This is a genomic window from Nocardia fodinahabitans (genome assembly GCF_052983615.1).
In genome coordinates this window covers 4,358,507-4,380,862 of sequence record NZ_JBRJJC010000001.1, presented here as the reverse complement: position 1 = coordinate 4,380,862, position 22,356 = coordinate 4,358,507, and the positions used below count along the sequence as shown (strand labels likewise).

General features: G+C 72.1%; 4 protein-coding genes. All 4 read right to left on the bottom strand.

Features of this window, described 5'->3' with window-relative positions:
* Positions 1–46 precede the first annotated feature (46 nt).
* Positions 47–7,441, bottom strand: coding sequence for a non-ribosomal peptide synthetase (locus NV348_RS20405; RefSeq protein WP_447148334.1), 7,395 nt, complete (start codon positions 7,439–7,441; stop codon positions 47–49).
* 140 nt (positions 7,442–7,581) lie between these two features.
* Positions 7,582–13,602, bottom strand: coding sequence for a non-ribosomal peptide synthetase (locus tag NV348_RS20400; RefSeq protein WP_447151103.1), 6,021 nt, complete (start codon positions 13,600–13,602; stop codon positions 7,582–7,584).
* A gap of 83 nt (positions 13,603–13,685) precedes the next feature.
* The gene (locus NV348_RS20395; protein WP_447148333.1) at positions 13,686–21,044 is read right to left on the bottom strand and encodes a non-ribosomal peptide synthetase; all 7,359 of its coding nucleotides are present in this window, start codon (positions 21,042–21,044) and stop codon (positions 13,686–13,688) included.
* Positions 21,045–21,302: 258 nt separating this feature from the next.
* On the bottom strand, positions 21,303–22,169 hold the full coding sequence (locus NV348_RS20390) for a M23 family metallopeptidase (protein ID WP_447148332.1): 867 nt from the start codon (positions 22,167–22,169) through the stop codon (positions 21,303–21,305).
* Positions 22,170–22,356: the final 187 nt, after the last annotated feature.

The following is a 22,356-nucleotide window of genomic DNA, read 5'->3' as shown; positions in this document are numbered from 1 at the left end:
GTCCCCTCCGTTCGACGGAGCCGACTAGCCGCTGCCCGGTCATGCACTATCCACCTATTCCATCCATCCCGACGGCCGCGCGTCGCTGATGCGGCTGTCCGGCGTTGCCGATCATCTCACTCAGCGCGACTATCGTCGCGCCGGCACCATCCCCCGGCGCCGCGACGGCCACCGCCGACTCGGTGAACACGTGGCTCACCTCGTCGGCGCCGTCGTCGGGCGCCATCACCAACGTCGCGCCGGCGATCCCGGCCGCGACGATCTCCAGCAGGCCGGCCACTGTGTCCGGCCGCCCCGCCGCCCTCGTGCGTGATTCGAAGGTGAGCCCGGTCCGCTGGGCCACCCGCTCGGCGGCACCGGCCAGCTCGTCGTAGGTCAGCGACCGGCCGCCGCCGACGAAGGCCACGTCGTCACCGCGCAGGGCGCGGGTGCGGTGGGCGTAGCCGATCGGGCGCGGCGATTCGGCGGCCAGCTCCGCGATCAGCGCGGGGTCGGCCAGGTCGTACCAGTCCAGGCCCTCCGGGGCGTCGACGATGTCGATGGTCAGGCCCAGCTTCACCTCGAGCCGATCGGTCACCAGCCCGTCGATGGCCGCCAGCGGCACCACCGCGGCACCGGCCTTGAGCACCGCCCAGGTCGCGATGGCCGCGTTCACCCCGCGATCGAGCCGCAGCGCCACCCCGGTGCCGGGACCGGCGCCACGCGCGATCAGTGAGCGCGCCAGCTGCGAAGAGCGCGCGTCGAATTCGTGGTAGGTCAGCTCGCTGCCGCCCAGGTCGAGCGCGGGCGCGTCCGGGTCCTCCTCGACGGCGGCGGCCAGTTCCTGCGCCAGCGCGGCACCGTTGGCCGACGGCACGGGGGCGTAGGCCGCGGCGGTGAGCTCGCGTTCGCGTTCCCTGGCATCACGCAGGTCGATGTCGCCGACGCGGACCTTCGGGTCGGCGGCCACCGCGGTGACGATCTCGGTGAGGCCGCGCGCGAATGTCGCGACGGTCTGCTCGTCGAAAAGGTCGGTGGCATAGGTGAACACGACACCGAGCTCGTCGGGCTCGCCGGTCGCGGTGTGCCGTGGTTCCACATTGACCTGCAGGTCGACCTTGGCCGAGCGAGCGGCCAGGTCCATCGCCTCGATGGTGAGCCCGGGCAGCCGCAGCACCGGCGCCTCGGTGTTGTGGAACGAGAGCACCACCTGGAACAGCGGGTTGTGCGAGACCGCGCCGCTGGGCGCGACCTCGTCGACGATCCGCTCGAACGGCAGGTCGGCATGGGCGAACGCGGCCAGGTCGACCTCGCGGGCCAGGGTGACCAGCTCGTCGAAGCCGCGCAGCGGCGAGACCTCGGTGCGCAGGGTCAGCGTGTTGACGAACATGCCGACCAGGTCGTCGAGCTCCGGTTCACCGCGCCCCGCGATCGGGGTGCCGATCGCGATGTCGGTGCTGCCGGAGATGCGCGCCAGCAGCACGGCCAGCGCCGCGTGCACGACCATGAACAGCGACGCGTTGTGCGCGCGGGCGATCTCGGCCAGCCTGGCGTGCACGTCGGCGGGCAGACAGGTGGTCACGTCGGCGCCGCGCAGCGAGGCGTGCGGCGGCCGCGGATGATCGTGCGGCAGGTCGACGGTGCCGGCCTGACCGGCCAGCGTGCGCCGCCAGAAGTCGAGTTGCCGTGCGGCGGTGGAGGTCTCGTCGGACTCCTCGCCCAGCACCGCGCGCTGCCACAGCGCGTAGTCGGCGTACTGCACGGGCAGCGGCGCCCAGCTGGGCGAACGACCCTCGACCCTGGCCCGGTAGGCGATCACCAGGTCGCGGGCCAGCGGCGCGAGCGAGGCGCCGTCGGCGATGATGTGCTGCACCACCACGGCGAGCACGTGCTCTTCCTCGGCCAGCGGATCGGTGTCCGGGACCGTGAAGAGCCCGGCCCGCAACGGGACTCGCTCGGCGACATCGAAACCGCCTGCGAGCAGCCACATCACGCGATCGCGCGGGTCGGCGCATTCCTCGATCGGCAGACCGGTCGGCAGCACCGCGCTGACCGGCAGGATCTCCTGGTAGGGCGCGCCGTTCGCGTCGGCGGGGAACCGGGTGCGCAGCGCCTCGTGCCGTTCCAGCAAATCGGCGACCGCGTAGCGCAGCGCCGAGGTGTCCAGCGCGCCACGCAGGCGCAGCACCAGCGGGATGTTGTAGGCCGGGGAATCCGGGTCGATCCGGTTGAGCAGCCACATCCGCTGCTGAGCGGGCGAGAGCGGGATGACGCCCCGATCCTGCGCCGGGACCAGCGGCGGCCGCGGCGCGGCCACCGCGCCAGGGCGCACCCGGGCGGCCAGCGCGGCCACGGTCGGCGCCTCGAACAGATCGCGGACCACCAGATCGGCGCCGAGCGCCTGATCGATGCGGGCGATGGCCCTGGTGGCCAGCAGCGAATTGCCGCCACGGTCGAAGAAGTCGTCGTCCAGGCCGACCTCGGGGACGCCGAGCAGCGTGGCGAACACCTCGGCGACGCTCAGTTCGATCGGCGTGGTCGGCGCGCGGAAGGCGGCGGCCGCGGTGAACTCGGGCGCGGGCAGCGCGGCCCGATCGAGCTTGCCGTTGGCGGTCAGCGGCAGCGCGGCCAGCACCACGACGGCGTCGGGAACCATGTAGCCGGTGAGGAATTCGGCGACCGCGGCACGCACCGCGACCGGGTCGAGCGCCGTGCCGTCGATCGGGACGACATAGCCGATCAGCCGGTCGCCCGCGTGCTCGTCGGCCCGCACGACGACGGTGGCCTGACCGACACCGGGCACCCCGAGCAGCGCGGCCTCGATCTCGCCCGGCTCGATCCGGAACCCACGCAGCTGCACCTGCTGATCGCCGCGGCCACCGTATTCCAGTGCGGGCGTACCGCGGAAGCCGATCCAGCGGCCGAGGTCACCGGACCGGTAGCGGCGCGCGCCGGGCGGGCCGAACGGGTCGGCGACGAACCGGGTCGCGGTGAGCCCCGGCTTGCCGAGGTAACCGCGCGAGACCTGACCACCGGCGATGTAGAGCTCACCGGCAACGCCGAACGGCACCGGCCCCAGCCGGTCGTCGAGCACGGCGACCGACAGGCCGGGCAGTGCCCGCCCGATCAGGCTGCTCGGCAGCTCGGCGGCGCCCGCGTCCATGGTCAGATGCGAGACGTGCACCGTGGTCTCGGTGATGCCGTACATGTTCACCAAGCGCGGTGCGCCGGGCCCGGTTCCGTAGCGGGCGTACCAGCGGGTGAGCTTGCGCGGGTCGAGCGCCTCGCCGCCGAAGACGACGTAACGCAGCGGCAGCGGCGCGGCACCGGCCGCCTGGGCCGCCCGGTCGGCCTCGTCGAGCTGCGCGAACGCGGTGGGGGTCTGGCTCAGCACGGTCACCTGCTCGCGGGCGAGCAGTTCCCGGAACTCGATCGGCGAGCGCGAGGTGAGGTGGTCGACCACGACCACCGACGCGCCGCCCGCGAGCGCGCACCACAGTTCCCAGATGGAGAAGTCGAAGGCGAAGGAGTGGAACACCGTCCACACGTCGTCGACGTCGAAGTCGAACAGCCGATGGGTGTTGGCGAACAGTTCCAGCACATTGCGGTGGCTGACGCCGACGCCCTTGGGCAGACCGGTGGAGCCGGAGGTGTAGATGACGTAGGCGAGGTGGTCGGGACGCAGCGGTGCGCGCCGTTCGGCCGGGCGCAGCGGCGCGGTCGAATAGCCGAGCTGTTCGTCCACCAGCACCACGGGCAGATCGGCCGGTACCAGCGCACGCTCGGCCGTAGTCGTCAGCAGCACAGTGGGTCTCGCGTCGGCGAGCACGTATTCCAGTCGCTGCGCGGGATAGCCGGAATCGATCGGCAGGTAGCCCGCGCCGGCGAGCAGTACCGCCAGCAGCGCGATGGGCAGCTCCTCGGTGCGCGGAACCGCCACGGCCACCAGGGTTTCCGGACCGGCGCCGTGGGCGATCAGCGCGCGGGCCAGCGCCGAGGCGCGGCCGAGCAGGTCGGCGAAGGTCAGCGAATACTGCCCCGCCCGCACCGCGATCGCGTCCGGTCGCTGCTGCGCCTGCATGCCGATCAGGTCGGCGAGGGTCACCTCGGGCACCGCGATGCCCGGCGAATCCCCTTCGCGCAGTACGAGTTCGCGCTCACCGGGGGCGAGCACATCGATATCGCCCACCGGCGCCGACGGATCGGCGACCACCGCGGCGAGCACCCGCGACCAGCGGTCGGCGAAATCGGCGACGGTGGCGCGGTCGAACAGATCGGTCGCGTAGACGAACGAGGCGGTCATGCCCTGCGGCGCGCCGTCGGCGCCGATCCGCTCGGCCAGTTCCACCTGGAGGTCGAACTTCGCCAGCGGCACCGTGAAGTCGGCGGCAGACACGGCGAGGCCGGGCAGCGCCAGATCGGAGCGGGCCAGGTTCTGGAAGGTCAGCATCACCTGGAACAGCGGGTGCCGCGCGGTCGAGCGCACCGGCTCCAGCAGTTCCACCAGGCGCTCGAACGGCACGTCGGCGTGGCCGAAGGCCGCCAGGTCGTCGGCCCTGACCTCGGTGAGCAGGGCGGCGAAACTCGCCGCCGGATCGACCTGGGTACGCAGCACCAGGGTGTTGACGAACATGCCGATCAGCTCGTCGAGCGCCTGCTCGCCGCGCCCGGCGACCGGGGTGCCGATGGCGATGTCGCGGGTGCCGGAGAGCCGGGCCAGCAGCAGCGCCAGCGCGGTGTGCACCACCATGAACAGGGTGGCGTTGTGGTCGCGCGCCAGCGCGGACAGCCCGGCGTGCACGGAGGCGGGCACCTGGACGGTCAGCGTGCCGCCCGCCCGGCTGGCGACGGCGGGGCGCGGCCGGTCGGTGGGCAGTTCCAGCTGCTCGGGCAGGCCGGCCAGGGTCCGGCGCCAGAACGCGACCTGCGCAGCCAGCAGCGACGACGGGTCGGTCTCGGCGCCGAGCAGTTCGCGCTGCCACAGCGTGTAGTCCACGTACTGCACCGGCAGCGGCGGCCAGTGCGGCGCGCCACCGCCGCGGCGCTCGGCGTAGGCGGTCAGCAGGTCCCTGGTCAGTGGCGCGAAGGAGAACCCGTCGGCGGCGATGTGGTGCACCACGCAGACCACGACGTGCTCGGTCACCGAATTCGATGGAGCCGCATCCGGGGAGCCTGCGTGGTCACGATTCGCTACCGCCGGTCGCGGCTCGGTCAGCGCGAGCACCCGCACCCGCACGGGCGGAGCCACGGTGACGTCGAAGCCGGTCAGCGCGGCCGCGGCGATGGCATCGCCCAGCTCGTCCTCCGTGATCTCGACGACCTCGAATTCCGGGGCCGCCGCCGGATCACCGGGGGCGAGCACCACCTGATGACCTTCACCGTCGAGCACCCCGGAGTCGGCGGCGAGGCCGTCCGAGACCGGGTACACGGTGCGCAGCACTTCGTGCCTGGTCACCAGGTCGGCGACGGCCGCGCGCAGGGCGGGCAGATCGAGCCGGCCGGACAGCCGCACCGCGACCGGGATGTTGTCGACCGCCGAGGCGGGATCGAAGCGGTTGAGGAACCACATCCGCTGCTGGGCGTAGGACAGCGGAATCTGCGCGGGACGCTGCTGCCTGGTCAGTGGCAGCGCGTGCGCCGAGACACGCTGCTGCTCGGCCTTGTTCGCCAGGGCGGCGACGGTCGGCGCCTCGAAGACGGCCTGTACCGGCACCCGCACGTCGAGCGCGGCACCGATCCGGGCGACGGCTTGGGCGGCGAGCAGCGAGTCACCGCCGAGTTCGAAGAAGTCGTCGTCGGCGCCGACGCGGCCGGAGCCGTCACGCAGCAACAGCGCGGCGAATACATCGGCGACCACCTGTTCGGCGGGCGTGGCCGGGGCGCGGAACCCGCGCGCGGTGAACACCGGCGTCGGCAGCGCGGCCCGGTCGAGCTTGCCGACCGAGGTCAGCGGCAGCGCGTCGAGCACCATGATGACGGCCGGAATCATGTACGCGGGCAGCGAGGTGGACAGGAACTCCGCCAGCGCCCCGGTGTCGACCGTGCGCCCCACGCGGGGCAGCACATACGACACCAGCGCGGTCGCGCCCGAGGGCATGGTCTTGCCGAGGGTGACCGCGTAGTCGAGGTCGGGGTGCGCGGTGAGCGCGTTGTCGATCTCGCCCAGCTCGATCCGGAAGCCACGCACCTTGACCTGGAAGTCGCTGCGGCCCAGGTATTCCAGCGTGCCGTCGGGCTCGAGCCTGCGCACCAGGTCACCGGTGCGGTAGAGCCTGCCCGCCCCGAACGGCGAGGCCACGAACCGCTCGGCCGTGAGCCCCGGCCTGCCCAGATACCCCTGGGCCAGGGCGGGACCGGACAGATACAGCTCGCCGACGACACCCGCGGGCACCGGCCGCAACCGGGCGTCGAGCACGTAGAGGCCCATCCCGGGCACCGCGTTGCCGATGGTGATCGGCGCGCGCGGGTGCAGCGGAGCCGTGCTGGTGGCGAGGATGGTCGCCTCGGTCGGGCCGTAACCGTTGTAGAAGGCGCGGCCGCCGGTCGCCCACCGGCCGACCAGTTCCGGACCGAACCGGTCACCGGCGACGACCACGGCCCGCAGGTCCGGCAGCCCGGCCGGGTCGACCGACTCCAGCGCGCCCGGCGTGATGAGCAGGTGCGTGATGCGTTCGCGCCGAAGCAGATCCGACAGTTCGAAGCCGCCGAAGATCCGCGGCGGGGAGATCACCAGGGTCGCGCCGGTCGAGAAGGCCAGCAGCAGCTCCAGCACCGACACGTCGAAGTTCGGCGAGCAAACATGCAGCACGCGCGAATCCGGTTCGACGCCGAAGTGTTCGCGCTCAGCCGTGACCAGCGCGCCGAGACCGGCATGGGTGACGACGACGCCCTTGGGCTTGCCGGTGGAACCAGAGGTGTAGATGACATAGGCCGGGTGGCGATCATCGATCTGCCGGACCCGGTCGGCGTAGCTGACCGCGTGCGCGGGGCGCGCGGCGATCCGCTCCGCGACCACCGGATCGTCGAGTTCGATCCAGTACAGGCCGGTGCCGAGCGCGGCCCGATGTGTCGCGGTGGTGAGGCCGAGCGTCGCGCCGGAATCGGCGACGATGTGCGCGATCCGGTCGCGCGGGTAGGCCGGGTCGACCGGAACGTAGGCGGCGCCCGCCTTGGCGATGGCCCAGACCGCGAGGACCGACTCGATGGAGCGCGCGATCGCGATCGCGACCACGTCGCCCGCGCCGACACCACGGTCGATGAGTTCACGTGCCAGCCGCGAGGATTCCGCGTCCAGCTCGGAATAGGTCAGCTGACGCTCGCCGCCCGGCATGCCGGTGGGGTTGTAGCGAACAGCTATCGACCCGGCCGCGGATTCGACCGCGGCCGTAAGCAGTTGACCGAACAGCGGTGCGCCGGTCGTTCGTCGGCGACCGGCACGGCCAGTGCGGCGGGGGGTTTCCACAGACCAATACACCTCTCGCGTCCGGCAGCCGAGTCGGACACAGCATAGTCACACCTATATCGCTGCCGCCGACCGTCGCCGAGGTGTGCGCCACGACACACCAACTCTCTGAAACAGAATCGTAATCTGCCCGGAGCCTGTTACGTGGAGCTATCGATGGACCGCCCAGAAATGGCGATGACCTGCGCCGTTACCGGGCCGACTGTGGTGACGGCCACCGGGCCGAGCATCTGTTGATGACTGGCGTCGACCGGATGATCGGTGATGACCCCACTGAAATAGGGGCGCCAGCGCGAGGCGCCACCCGGCGCCTTACCCGCGGTCCGCAGGGCCGTGAAGAAGGTGAGATCACCCACGAATCGATCCGGCATCAGTTGGGTAACCAGTTCGACAGTGCGCAGCGCACCCCGGTACATACCGACGAAGCGCGGCAGCGAGATCGGCGTCGATCCGGCCAGCGCGCCGTGCAGCGCGGCGAGGGCGTCGTCGCCGAGCGTGGCCAGCCGGTCGGCGGGAGGCAGCTGCTGATCAGGGATGCCGAGTTCGCGGAACGCCTCCCGCAATTCGGCGCCGAACTCGGCCAGGTCGGCGCCGGGCACGCTGTCCAGCAGGGTCAGCGAGGCCACCGTCTCCCCCGCCGCCTGCAACCGGGTGGCGACCGCCTGCGCGAGCACACCGCCCAGCGACCAGCCGAGCAGGTGGTACGGCCCGTACGGCTGGGCGGCCCTGATCTCGGCGAGGTAGTAGTCGATCAGCGCGTCCGCGGTGGCGGGCCGGAAGTCCGGGTCGAGCAGGGCGGGCGACTGGATGCCGATGATCGGGCGATCCTCGGGTAGGTGCGGGGCCAGACCCGCGTAGGCCCACGCCAGGCCGGAGACCGGGTGCAGGCAGAACAGCGGTTCCCGACCGCCGCCGCGACGCAGCGGCAACGTGGTCGCCAGTGCCGCGTCGAGGTCACCGCCGAGCCCGGCCGGACCGGCGGTGAGCCGGTCGGCGAGTCCGGCCACGGTCGGGTCGGCGAAGAAGGCGGCCACGGTCAGCTCGGTGCCGGTGCGCTCGCGCAGCCGGTGCACCACCCGGGTGGCCAGCAGCGAGTTGCCGCCGAGGGAGAAGAAGTCGTCGTCGAGGCCGGGCCGGGCGATGCCGAGTACCTCGGTGAACACCTCCGCCACCGCGATCGCGTTGTCGTCCACCGGTTCCCGGTAGCGGCGCGGTTCGAGCACCGGCGCCGGCAGCGCGGCCCGGTCGAGTTTGCCGTTCGCGTTCAGCGGCAGGCGATCGAGGACAACGAAAGCCGCGGGCACCATGTATGACGGAAGCACCTGCGCCACAGCGGCTTTGGCGGTCGCCGCGGTGAGCTCGACGTCCGGCGCGGGCACCACATAGGCGACGAGCCGATCCCCGAGCTGCGCGTCGGACTGTGCAAGCACGGCGGCCTGCGCGACCTGCGGTGCGGCCAGCAGCGCCGCCTCGATCTCGCCCAGCTCGATGCGGAAGCCACGGATCTTCACCTGGAAGTCGGTACGACCCCGGTACTCGAGTTCACCGTCGGCGGTCCAGGCCACCAGGTCACCGGTGCGGTACATCCTGGCGCCAGGCACCGAGCGGGACCGGATGTCCGCCGATCGGTGCTCGGAGCCGGAGTCCGCGCCGAAACCATCGGCGGCACCAGCGGTTCCGGCGAACGAGTCGGCATCGAAACTCTCGGCTGCCCGACCGGAAACGGCGAACGGGTCGGCGACGAATCGGTCGGCGGTCAGGTCGGGGCGGCCGAAGTAGCCGCGGGCCAGCTGCGCCCCCGCGAGGTAGAGCTCGCCCGAGACGCCCACCGGCACCGGGCGCAGGCGCGCGTCCAGGACGTAGACCCGGCTGTTCCATTCGGGCGCGCCGATCGGCACCGTCGTCCGGTCGGCCGTGGTCACGCGGTGATCGGTGATCGAGACGGCGGCCTCGGTCGGGCCGTACAGGTTGTGCAGCGCAGCGGAATTCGTGGACACGAAGCGTTGCGCGGTCGCGGCGGGCAGCGCCTCGCCGATGGCGAGCACCCGGCGCAGCGCGGGCGGGAGCGTGCCATCGGATTCGGTGAGCAGCGCGTCGAGCATGGACGGGACGACATGCAGCGTGGTCACCGATCGACCGGCGAGGACGCCAAGCAGGTACGCGGGGTCGCGGTGCCCGTCGGGCGCGGCTATCACCAGCGTGCCGCCGCACACCGCGGCCGACCAGAACTCCCACACCGACAGGTCGAAGGTGGCCGCGGTCTTGAGCAGCACCGAATCATCGCGGCCGAGCCCGAACGCGGCGGTCTTCCACAGCAGCTGGTTCACGATCGCGCCGTGCGAGACGGCGACGCCCTTCGGCCTGCCCGTCGAGCCGGACGTGAAGATCACGTAGGCCGTGTTCTCCGGTCGCAGGACCCCGCGACGCTCGTTCGCCGCGATCGGCTGATCCGGGAGCGTGGACAGGTCGAGCTCGTCGACGACGATCACCGGCGCGGCGCCGGATCCACCTCCAGCAGCGGAATGTTCGCCGCCCAGTATGTCGGCAGCGACAGCCGCATCGCCGCCCAGCGCGTTGGTAGTGACTGCAGCGAATCCCGCTGCCGCAGTAGTCAATACGCAGGCAGGGGCGGCGGTGTCGAGCACGTGCCCGATCCGGTCGGCGGGCTGCGACGGGTCGACCGGCACATAGGCGGCACCGGCTTCCGCCACCGCATACATGGCGACGACGAGCTCGACGGACCGCGGAATCGCCAGCGCGACGCGGTCTTCCACGCCGACACCCTGCGCGATCAGATGCCGCGCCAGCCGGTGGACACGCGCGGCGAAGTCACGGTAGGTCAGCGGCGCGCCGTCGGGATCGATCAGCGCGACGCCGTCGGGGTGCCCGGCGACCGTCTCGGCGAACAGCGAGGCGAGGGTGGCGGGCGGGCACGGATGCCCGGTCGCGTTCCAGCCGTGCAGGATTCGCTCGCGCTCGGCATCGGAGAGCAGGTCCAGCTCGTCGGCGGGCCGCTGCGGCGCGGCAGCCACCGCCGCGAGCACCCGGGCGAAGCGGTCCGCGTAGCCGGCGGCCGTCGCCTCGTCGAAAAGGTCGGTGGCGTAGGTGAAGACGCCGCTGATGCCCTGCGCGACGCCGTCGGCGTCGTAGGTGTCGGCGACGACCGCGTGCAGATCGAACTGCGACACCGCCAGATCCACGTCGACGCCCTCGACCGCCAGCTCACCCAGCTCGAGCCCGGTCCTGGTCAGGTTCTGGAAGGACAGACCCACCTGGAACAGCGGGTGCCGCGCGGTCGAGCGGGCCGGGTTGATCGCCTCGACGAGCCGCTCGAACGGCAGGTCGGCGTTGGCGAATACTTGCAGGTCGGTGTCGCGCTGGCGGGCGAGCAGGGCGGTGAACGGCTCCCCCGGGCGCAGCGTGGTGCGGAAGACCAGGGTGTTGACGAACATGCCGATGAGGTCGTCGAGCGCGGCCTCGCCGCGGCCCGCGATGGGCGTGCCGATCGCGAGGTCGTCGGTACCGGCCAGCCGGGCCAGGGTCACCGCGAGCGCGGTGTGCACCACCATGAACAGGGTCGCCCCCTGCTCGTGCGCCAGCGCCAGCAGCGCGCGGTGGGTCGCGGCGTCGATCTCGATCGGTACCCGGCCGCCCGCGAAGGACTGCACGACCGGACGCGGCCGGTCGGCGGGCAGGTCGAGCTGATCGGGCAGGCCGGCCAGCGCGTCGCGCCAGTAGGCCAGCTGGGCCGAGGCCAGCGACCGCGGGTCGTCCTCGCTGCCGAGCAGGGCACGCTGCCAGAGCGCGTAGTCCGCGTACTGCACGGCCAGCGGCGCCCAGTCCGGCGCGGCGCCCGCCGAGCGCGCCGCGTAGGCGAGCATGAGATCCCTGGTCAGCGGGGTCAGCGAGGAACCGTCACCGGCGATGTGGTGCACCACCACGGCCAGCACCGACTCGTCCGGGCCGAGTTCGAACAGCGCGACCCGCAACGGCACCTGGCTGCGCACATCGAAGCCGGACGAGCCGAGCGCGTGCATGGCCGCGCTCAGTTCGGCGGGCCCGATCCGCCGCACCTCGAGCTGCGGCGTTGCCGCCGACTCGGGCAGCACCTGCTGGATCGGGCCGTCGTCGGTCTCGGGGTAGATCGTGCGCAGCGTCTCGTGCCGGGCGACCAGATCGCCGACGGCCGCCCGCAGCGCGGCCACGTCGATCGCGCCGCCGAGCCGCACCGCCATCGGGATGTTGTAGGCGACCGACTCCGGGTCGAACTGGTTGAGGAACCACATCCGCTGCTGGGCCAGCGACAGCGGAATCCGGTCCGGCCGATCGGCGGCCACCAGCGCGGGACGCGCACCGGCGCCGGCGGATTCGGCGAGCCGCAGGGCCAGCGCCTCCACCGTCGGCGCCTCGAACAGCAGCCGGACCGGGAAGTCGGTGTCGAGCGCGGCGCCGAGCCGGGCGGCGACCTGGGTGGCCAGCAGCGAGTTGCCGCCGAGGGCGAAGAAGTCGTCGTCCAGACCGAGCTGGGTGTCCTCGCCGAGGTCGAGCACCTGGGCGAACGTCCCGGCGACGATCTGTTCCACCGGCGACGCGGGCGCCCGGAACGCGGCGTGCTCGAGCACCGGATCGGGCAGGGCCCGCCGGTCCAGCTTGCCGACCGGGGTCAGCGGGATGGTGTCGAGTTCCATCAGCACGGTCGGCACCATGTGCGCGGGCAGGCTGCGTTCGGCGAACGCCGTGAGCACGGCGGTGTCGATCGTCGCGCCGGGCGCCGCGTGCACGTAGGACACCAGAATCGTGGCGCCACTGTCGAGTTCGTGCCCGACGGTGGCGGCGAAGTCGAGGCTCTCGTGCGCGGAGAGCACCGCGTCGATCTCCCCGAGCTCGATCCGGAAGCCACGGATCTTCACCTGGAAATCGTTGCGGCCCACGTATTCCAGCGCGCCATCGGCGGTCCAGCGGACCAAGTCGCCGGTGCGGTAGAGCCGGGAACCGGCCGGGTCGAAGGGATTCGGGACGAAGCGCGAAGCGGTGAGGCCGGGCCGCGCGTGGTAGCCGCGGGTCAGCTGGGCCCCGGTGATGTAGAGCTCGCCGGTGACGCCGGGCGGGACCGGGCCGAGCCGGTCGTCGAGCACGTATTCGGCGACGCCGCGCAGCGGGCCACCGATGGTCAGCGGATCACCCGGCTTGAGCGGCACACTGATATTGACGACGATCGTGGTCTCGGTGGGCCCGTACACATTGTGGAACTGGCGCAGGGTGCCGTCGGCGAGCGGAATCGCCCAGCGCCGCAGCAGATCCGGCGGGACCGCCTCGCCGCCGACGGCGACCACCCGGAAGTCGTCGAGGCCCTCGGGATCGATCGAGGCCAGCGCGGCGGGGGTGATGAACGCGTGGCTCACCCGTTCCCGGCGCAGCAGCGCGGCCAGGTCGTCGCCGCCGTAGACGCTCGGGTCGACGATCACCATCGTCGCGCCCGCGCCCACCGCGAGCAGCAGCTCCAGCAGCGACGCGTCGAACGACGGCGAGGCGAAATGCAGAGTGCGCGAACCGATGTCGATGCCGTAGTGCAGACGTTGTTCCTCGCAGAACCCGGCCAGCCCGGCCTGGCTCACCGCGACGCCCTTGGGCAGACCGGTGGAACCGGAGGTGTAGATGATGTAGGCCAGGTCCTCGGCGCGGATCTGGCGCAGCCGGTCGGCATTGGTGACCGGGTCGCCGGAGACCTCCTCGAGGCGCGGGGCGATCCCCGCGTCGTCGATGGCCAGCCAGTCCACCCGGGTGGGCAGCCCGTCGGCGACCGCCGCGACGGTCAAGCCGAAGACCGCGCCGGAGTCGGACACCATGTGCGCCACCCGATCCGGCGGATAGTTCGGGTCCACCGGCACGAAGCCGGCGCCCGTCTTGGCCACCGCCCACACCGCGAGCACCGACTCGATCGAGCGCGGGATACCGATGGCCACCAGGTCACCGGCACCGATCCCCCGGTCGATCAGCAGCCGCGCGATCCGGCTGGAACGCTCGTCGATCTCGGCATAGCTCAGGCTGCCCAGCGTGCGCGCGGCATCGGCGAGCACCACCGCGACACCGTCGGGATTGGTCTCCACGGCGGTGGCAAGCAACTGCGGCAGCGCGGTCACCCTGGCGCGACGAGTGCGCACCGGGCGCGTCCGTACCGGTCGTGTCATCGCGATCCCACCTCACCCATCACCGGAACTCGTTGCCCCGTCACCACGGTCACGGCTCAGGCCACCGACGTACGCGGGTCCCCGAGCACCAGCACGACCTCGGCCGGGCCGGGGTTGCCCGGCGCGGCGTCGTCGGCGATCAGCGCCTGCAAGTCGTCGAGCCCGGCGGTGTCGACCGCCTCGAGACCGGCCCGATCGCCGAACAGATGGCTCACCCATTCTTCGGCCAGCGCCGCCGACAGATCCTCGCCGTCCGCCGGCGCCAGCACCATCGACGCGCCCGCGACACCGGCGGCGACCGGCTCGACGAGGACCGCGAAGCTGTCCGCCGCGCCGAGGCCGAAGGTGCGCGACTCGAAGGTCAGCGCGGCGTCGGTGCGCACCCGCGCACCCGCGGTGGCGAGTTCGTCGTAGCTGCGGACGCCGTCGGCGCCGACGAAGGCCGGATCACCGCCGCGCAGTGCCCTGGTGCGGTCGGCGTAGGTCACCGGGCGGGCCGACTGGGTCGACAGCTCGGTGCGGATCGCCGGATCGTCGAGGACCACCCACTCGAAATCGCCGTCCGGCGTCGCGCCCGCGGTGATGCCGATCTTGGCCGCCGGTTCGGCGGGCAGCGTGCCGACACCCGGCGCGGGCAGCACGGCGGCACCGGCCTTGAGCACGGCCCACACCGCGACCGCCCAGTCGACGCCACGCGGAAGATCAACGGCCACACCGGCACCCGGCCCGAAGCCGCGACCGATCAGCAGCCGCGCCAACCGCGAGGAGCGGGTGTCGAGCTGCTCGTAGGTGAGCGCGTCCTCGCCCCAGACCAGCGCCGGGCCGTCCGGGTCGTCCTCGGCCGCGGCGGTGAACGCCTGGGCCAGCGTGGTGCCGCCCGACGGCGCGGCCGGTGCCGGTGCCTGCGCGGCGCCCGCGAGCAGCCGGGCCCGCTCCTGCTCGTCGAGGATGTCGATATCGCCGACGCGGATCTGCGGATCAGCGGCCACCGCGGTCAGGATGCGGGCGAAGCGCTCACCGATGGTGCGCACCGTGGCCTCGTCGAACAGGTCGGTGGCGTAGTTGAACAGCGTGACCAGCTCGTCCGGCGCGCCCTCGGCGGTAAACCGGGGCTCGACGTCGACCTGCAGGTCGAACTTCGCCGCCACCGCGGTCTCCAGCGCGGTCACGCTGAGACCGGGCAGCTCGAGCGCGGCCGCTTCGTTGTTGCTGAAGGTCAGCGCCACCTGGAACAGCGGGTTGTGCGCGCTGCCCTTGCCCGGCGCGACCACCTCGACCACCCGCTCGAACGGCAGGTCGGCGTGAGCGAAGGCGCCCAGATCGGTCTCGCGGGCCAGATCCACCGCCTCGTCGAAGGACCCGGCCGGATCCAGCGCGGTGCGCAGGGTCAGCGTGTTGACGAACATGCCGACCAGCTCGTCGAGCGCCCGCTCACCACGCCCGGCCACGGCGGTGCCGATGGCGATGTCGGTGGTGCCCGACAGCCGGGCCAGCAGCACGGCCAGGGCCGCGTGCACGACCATGAACAGCGACGACTTGTGCTCGCGCGCGAGGTGGTTCAGCCGGGCGTGCACCTCGGCGGGCAACCGCAGCTCGGTGGTGGCGCCCTGCAGCGTCGGCGTCGCCGGTCGCGGACGGTCCTGCGGCAGCTCCAGCAGCGGGGGCACCCCGGCCAGCTGGGTCCGCCAGTAGTCCAGCTGCGCGGCGGCGACCGAGTCCGGCTCGTCGTCGGCGCCGACGACCGCGCGCTGCCAGAGCGCGAAGTCCGCGTACTGCACCGGCAGCGGCGTCCACGCCGGGGCCTGCTGTCCGGCGCGCGCGACATAGGCGGTCATCAGGTCGCGGGCCAGCGGGGCCAGCGACGCGCCGTCGGCGGAGATGTGGTGCACCACGAACACCAGCAGCCAGTCGGCCGCCGATCCGTCGGTGAGCAGCCGCGCCCGCACCGGGACTTCCCTGGTCACGTCGAATCCGGCCGCGGCCAGCGCGGCGGCGCGGGCCAGGACCTCGGTCGTGGTCTCCACCTCGAGTCCGGCGGGCAGCACCTCGGCGACCGGCAGGATCTCCTGGACCGGGGTGCCGTCCACCGGCGCGCCGCGACCGGCGGGCCCGGCGGAGGTAGCGGAGCGTGACCACGCAGGGCCCTCGGACGCGGCGCCAGTGAACACCGGGAACCGGGTGCGCAGCGATTCGTGCCGGGTGAGCACGTCGGTCACCGCGGCGTCGAGCGCGGCCACGTCGAGCGCGCCGGTCAGCCGGATGGCGAACGGGATGTTGTACGAGCCCGAGGCGGGGTCGAGCTGGTTGAGCACCCACATGCGCTGCTGGGCCAGCGACAGCGGGATACGGTCCGGCCGTGCGGTGGCCACCAGCGCGGGCCGGGCCGCCGCGCCACCGACCGCGCCGATGCGCGCGGCCAGAGCGGTGACGGTCGGCGCTTCGAACAGGTCGCGAATGGTGACCTCGCCGTCGAGCGCCTCGTTGATCCGGGCGATCGCGCGGGTGGCCAGCAGCGAGTTACCGCCGAGGGCGAAGTAGTCGTCGTCGGCACCGACCCGGGCCATCCCCAGCAGCTCGGCGTAGACGCCGGCCACGATCTCCTCGGTGGGGGTGGCCGGAGCGCGGAACTCGCCCGCCGTGAAGGTGGGCGCGGGCAGCGCCTTGCGGTCGAGCTTGCCGCTCGGGTTGAGCGGGAACGCGTCCAGCTCGACCAGGGCGGCCGGAATCATGTACGCGGGCAACGATTCACCGATCGCGGCGAGCAACGCCGCCTGCTCGATCCGCTCGCCCGGCTTGGGCACCACGTAGGCGACCAGTTGCTCTCCGGCGGGCGAATCGGCGACCACGGCCACGGTCTGGCTGACCGACGGCTGCGCCAGCAGCGCGGTCTCGATCTCGCCGAGCTCGATGCGCTGACCACGGAACTTCACCTGGAAGTCGGTGCGGCCCAGGTATTCCAGGACAGGGGTCTCGGCGGTGGGCGTGCGCCACACCACCAGGTCACCGGTGCGGTACATCCGCGCGCCGGGCGTGAACGGGTTGGCCACGAAGCGATCCGAGGTCAGGTCCGGCCGGGCGACGTACCCGCGCGCGAGCTGATCGCCCGCCAGGTACAGCTCGCCGACCACGCCGGACGGCACCGGCCGCAGCCGCGAGTCCAGCACGTACACCTGGGTATTCCACTGCGGCACGCCGATCGGCACCGACCCGCGATCGGTCTCGCCCGCCGGCCAGTAGGTCACCGACACCGCGGCCTCGGTCGGGCCGTAGAGGTTGTGCACCTGCGCGGGCGAGACCGCGCGCAGCGCCTCGACGGTCTCCGGCGGCAGCGCCTCACCGATGGCGAACACGTCGCGCAGGGTGGGGATGGCGCCGGGCGCGGTGTGCGCGGCGAAGACGGTGAGCATCGACGGCACGAAGTCGGTCATCGTGACGCCCTGCGCGGCAATGGTTTCGGCGATGTAGGCGGGATCGCGATGCCCGTCGTGGGTCGCGACGACCAGCTTCGCGCCGGTGCGCAGCGGCATGAAATAGCCCCACAGCGACACGTCGAAGGTGGTCGCGGTCTTCTGCAGGTAGACGTCACCGGGAGCCAGCGGGTACTCCGCGAGCATCCACGCGATCTGGTTGTCGATCGCCTGGTGCGAGACCGCCACGCCCTTCGGGCGGCCGGTGGAACCCGAGGTGAAGATGACATAGGCCGGGTGCTGCGGCAGCACCGGCCGGACCAGCTCGGCCGGGCTCAGCGGTTCGCCCGAGAAGCCTTCCAGCGCAACGGTATCCATCGTGATCACCGGCGTGGTCGCGGGCACCTCGACGGCGTCGGCGGTGGTGGTCAGCACGCACACCGGCTGCGCGGTGTCGAGGATGTGCGCGATCCGCTCGGCCGGATGATCCGGGTCCAGCGGCACGTACGCGCCACCCGCGGTGACGATCGCGTACATGCCGACGACCAGATCCAGCGACCGGCGCACCGCCAGCCCGACCAGCGACTCCGCACCGACGCCCTGCCGCACCAGCAGCCGGGCCAGCCGGTTCACCCGCTCGTCGAACTCGCGGTAGGTCAGCTCGGCGCCCTCATAGGACAGCGCGACCGCGTCGGGATGCGCGGCGACCGCGCTCCGATAGCCGTCGAGCAGCAGCGCGGGCGCCAGCTCGTGCCCGGTGTCGTTCCATCGCCGCAGGATTCGCTCGCGCTCGACCGGCTCGAGCAGCTCGATCGCACCGACCGGGCGGGCCGGGTCGGCCACGACCTCGGTCAGCAGACGCACCAGCCGGTCGGCGAACCCGGCGACGGTGGCCTCGTCGAACAGGTCGGTGGCGTAGGTGAACGCCGCCGACACCCCGTTCGCGACACCGTCGGTCTCCAGCGGGACGAGGGTGAGTTCGAGGTCGAACTTCGCGAACGGCACGGCCAGATCGACGCCGGCGACCGTGAGGCCCGGCAGGCGCAGCTCGGTGCCGGCGAGGTTCTGGAAGGTGAGCATCACCTGGAACAGCGGGTGCCTGGCCATCGACCTGGCCGGGTCGAGCAGCTCGACCAGCCGCTCGAACGGCACGTCGGCGTGGCCGAAAGCGGCCACGTCGGTGCCGCGGACGGTGCCGAGCAGTTCATCGAAGCTGCGCGCCGGGTCCACCTCGGTACGCAGCACCAGGGTGTTGACGAACATGCCGATCACGTCGTCGAGCACCGCTTCGCCACGACCGGCGACGGGCGTGCCGACGGCGATGTCGGTGGTGCCCGAGAGGCGCGCCAGCAGCACGGCCAGTGCGGTGTGCACGACCATGAACAGCGTCGAATTGTGTTCGCGGGACAGCCGATCCAGCGCGGCATGGGTGTCCGCGTCGATCCGGAAGTCGTAGCTCGCGCCGCGGTTGGTCATCGCCGCCGGGCGCGGCCGGTCGGCGGGCAGGTCCAATTGCTCCGGCAGCCCGGCCAATTCGTCACGCCAGAAGGAGATCTGCTGGGCCAGCAACGAATCCGGGTCGGACTCGGCGCCCAGCGTCGCCCGCTGCCACAGGGTGAAGTCGGCGTACTGCACCGGCAGCTGATGCCAGGCGGGCGCAGTGCCGCGCAACCGATCGGAGTAGGCGGCGATCAGGTCGCGAGTCAGCGGCGCCATCGAGAAGCCGTCGGCGGCGATGTGGTGCACCACGCACAGCAGCACGTGCTCCTGGGCACCGAGGCGGAACAGCCGCACCCGCACCGGCGGCGCGGCCGTGACGTCGAAACCGGCCACCGCCTGCTCGGCGATCAGGCCGGGCAGCTGTTCGGGCGTCGCGTCGGCCACGTCGACCTGCGGGACGGCGCGCGGATCGCCCACCGGCAGCACCAGCTGCACGGCGTCACCGTCGACCTCCGGGTAGATCGTGCGCAACACCTCGTGCCTGCCGACCAGGTCGGCGACGGCGGCGCGCATGGCGGCCACATCCAGCTCGCCGGACAGGCGCACCGGCAGCGGAATGTTGTTGGCGCCGCTGCCCGGATCGAAGCGGTTGAGGAACCACATCCGCTGCTGCGCGTACGACAGTGGGATCTGCTCGGGCCTGGTCTGCGCGGTCAGCGGGTTACCCGTGCCCGCGCCCACGTGCGACTCGATCCGTGCGGCCAGCGCCGACACCGTCGAGGCCTCGAACACCAGCTGCACCGGCACCCTGGCGTCGAGCGCGGTGCCGATCCGGGCCACGGCCTGGGCGGCCAGCAGCGAGTTGCCGCCGAGTTCGAAGAAGTCGTCGTCCGCACCGACCCGCGGGGTGTCGTCACCCGACAGCAGCAGCGCAGCGAACACCTGCGCGACGATCTCCTCGATCGGCGTGCTCGGCGCGCGGAACTCGCGGGCGGTGAAGGTGGGCTCCGGCAGGGCCTTTCGATCGAGCTTGCCGACCGGGGTCAGCGGGATCTCGTCGAGCAGCATGATCGCCGCGGGCACCATGTACGCGGGCAGCAGCCCCGACAGGTGGCCGGCCAGCTCGGCCGGGGTCACCGCGGCGCCCGCGCGGGGCAGCACGTAGGCGACCAGCGAGGTCACGCCGTTGGTCAGGGTGCGGCCCAGGGTCGCCGCGAAGTCGACGTCCGGGTGGGTGGTCAGCGCGTTGTCGATCTCGCCGAGCTCGATCCGCAGGCCGCGGATCTTGACCTGGAAGTCGGAGCGGCCGAGGTACTCGAACTCGCCGGAAGTGTTGCGGCGCACCAGGTCACCGGTGCGGTACAGGCGTCCACCGGGCGCGCTCGCGTCGGCGCCGAACGGGTTGGCGACGAAGCGCTCGGTGGTCAGCTCGGGGCGATCCAGGTAGCCCTGGGCCAGCGCGGGTCCGGCCAGGTACAGCTCACCGACGACGCCAGCGGGCACCGGGCGCAGACGCGCGTCCAGCACGAAGGCCGCGACGCCCGGGATCACCGAACCCAGCGTCACCGCCTCGCCCGCGGTCATCTCGCCGGTGGTCACCATGACGGTGGCTTCGGTGGGACCGTAGGCGTTGAACACCGAACGGCCCTGCGCCGCCCAGCGATCCACCAGTTCGGGGCCGAGCTTGTCACCGCCGGTGACGACCACGCGCACGCTGTCGACCTGCGTGGAGTCGACCGATTCGAGCGCGCCCGGGGTGATCAGCAGGTGCGAGACCTGTTCGCGGCGAACGAGATCGGCGAGTTCGTCGCCGCCGAACACCGTCGGCGGGACCACGACCAGGGTCGCGCCCGCGGTGAAGGTGAACAGCATCTCCATCAGGGAGAAGTCGAAGCTGGGCGAGCTCAGGTGGGTCACCCGCGAGCCCGCGTCGACCCGGTACTGGCTGCCCACCGCGGCCATCGTCGACAGCCCCGCCTGGGTCACCACCACGCCCTTGGGCAGACCGGTGGAGCCGGAGGTGTAGATGACGTAGGCCGGATGCCGCTCGTCGAGCGTGCGCACCCGGTCGCTGTAGGAGATGGCGTGCGCGGGCTGGGCCGCGATCCGCGCCGCGACGGCGGGGTCGTCGAGCTCGAGCCACTCGGTCGAGGAGCCGAGCGCGGGCCGGTGCGCGGCGGTGGTGACGCCGAGCACCGCGTGCGAGTCGGTGACGATGTGGGCGATGCGCTCGGCCGGGTAGGCCGGGTCGATCGGCACATAGGCGGCGCCGGACTTGGCCACGGCCCACACGCTGAGCACGGATTCGATCGAGCGGGTGATCGCGACGGCGACGATGTCGCCGGGACCGACGCCGCGGGCGATCAGCTCCCTGGCCAGCCGGGAGGATTCCTCGTCCAGCGCGCGGTAGGTGAGTTCGCGCTGGTCGGCCGGGTCACTGGTGGGGTTGAACCGGATGGCGGTGGTGTCGGCGGCCGATTCCACGGCTGCCGTCAGCAACTGACCGAATGTCGGACTGCTCGACCGGCGACGGCGGTTACCGCGGGCAGAACGACGGGCAGTTTCCATTCGGGTTCATTCACCTCTCATCGAGCATGGACGCGCGCGGACGGCCGCCCCGTGCAGATCGAGCCATCATATCGAGCGACCACGCACCGGCCGAACATCGTGCCGACAGCCCCCGATTGCGGGGCCCCCGGTTCCGCGGGCCCTGAGGAGTATCGGCTCGTCGACTAGGCGTGTTGCCGGATCACACAGCAAAGTGACGGGGCTCATACTGAACCACCGTCACTCGGCTTTCGCGGAGAAAGTCCGCATCTGGAACGCTCAGTGCGCGGAGGGGCCCCACTCCAGCGGCACACCCTTGGAAGCGAGGTAGGGAATCGGGTCCATCTTGCCGCCGCCCTGATCCCAGATCTCCAGGTGCAGGTGCGGTCCGGTGGACTGGCCGCGGTTGCCGACGGTCGCGATGACCTCGCCCGCGTTGACCCGCTGCCCCTGGGTCACCAGCATCTCGTTGACGTGGCCGTAGACGGCGGTGGTGCCGTCGTCCTGCAGCACCCGCACCCACAGGCCGAAGCCCGAGGCCGGGCCCGCCTCGATGACGGTGCCGCTGGACACGGAGTGGATCGGGGCGCCGATCGAGTCGGCGAAGTCCAGGCCGTAGTGCATGGCGCCCCAGCGGGCGCCGTAGCCGGAGCTGATCGGGCCCGCGACCGGGCGGGCGGCCTGCGGCGGCGCCACCTGGTGCTGGATGCCCTGGATGATGTCCTCGACCTGGGCCAGCGGGCCGGCGATCTCGGGCGGCAGGTTGCCGATGCCGAACGGCGCGGCGACGGGGGCCGCGATCGGCGCGGCGACGGCGTCCACCTGCGCGGGGGCCTCGGCGGGCGCGGCGATCTGCTTGGCGGCGACGAGGCTGACCTCGGCGGCTTCGCGAGCGGAATCGGGGACGACGGATTCCTCGACGTCGTCGTTGTGCGTCGGCAGCAGCGGGGCCGCGTAGGCGATGGCCGGGGCGATCGAGGCGGCGGTGCCGACGATGGCGCCCGCGGCGACCGCGGCACTGGCCGCGACCCGCACCCGATCGGTGCGCGAGGGTTCGGCGCGGTGCCGGCTCGGGCGCCCGGCGCCTCCGTCACCCAGCAGGGTCTTGACGGAGATGGATTCGGGGCCCATACGGTGCTGCGACAAAGTCTCGTCCTAGCGTCCGACAACAAGGAAACGAAACCGGCTTGCGACCGGCCCGGAATCCGCCTGGGCGGTTCCCGTTACCGAACTATGTGTAACGGTTCGGCATCCGTTGTGACGGGAACTCTACTCGGTCGTGACCATTCCGCAACCTTCTGGTCCGAAATCCCAGGTGGGAGGTCTGGCGCAC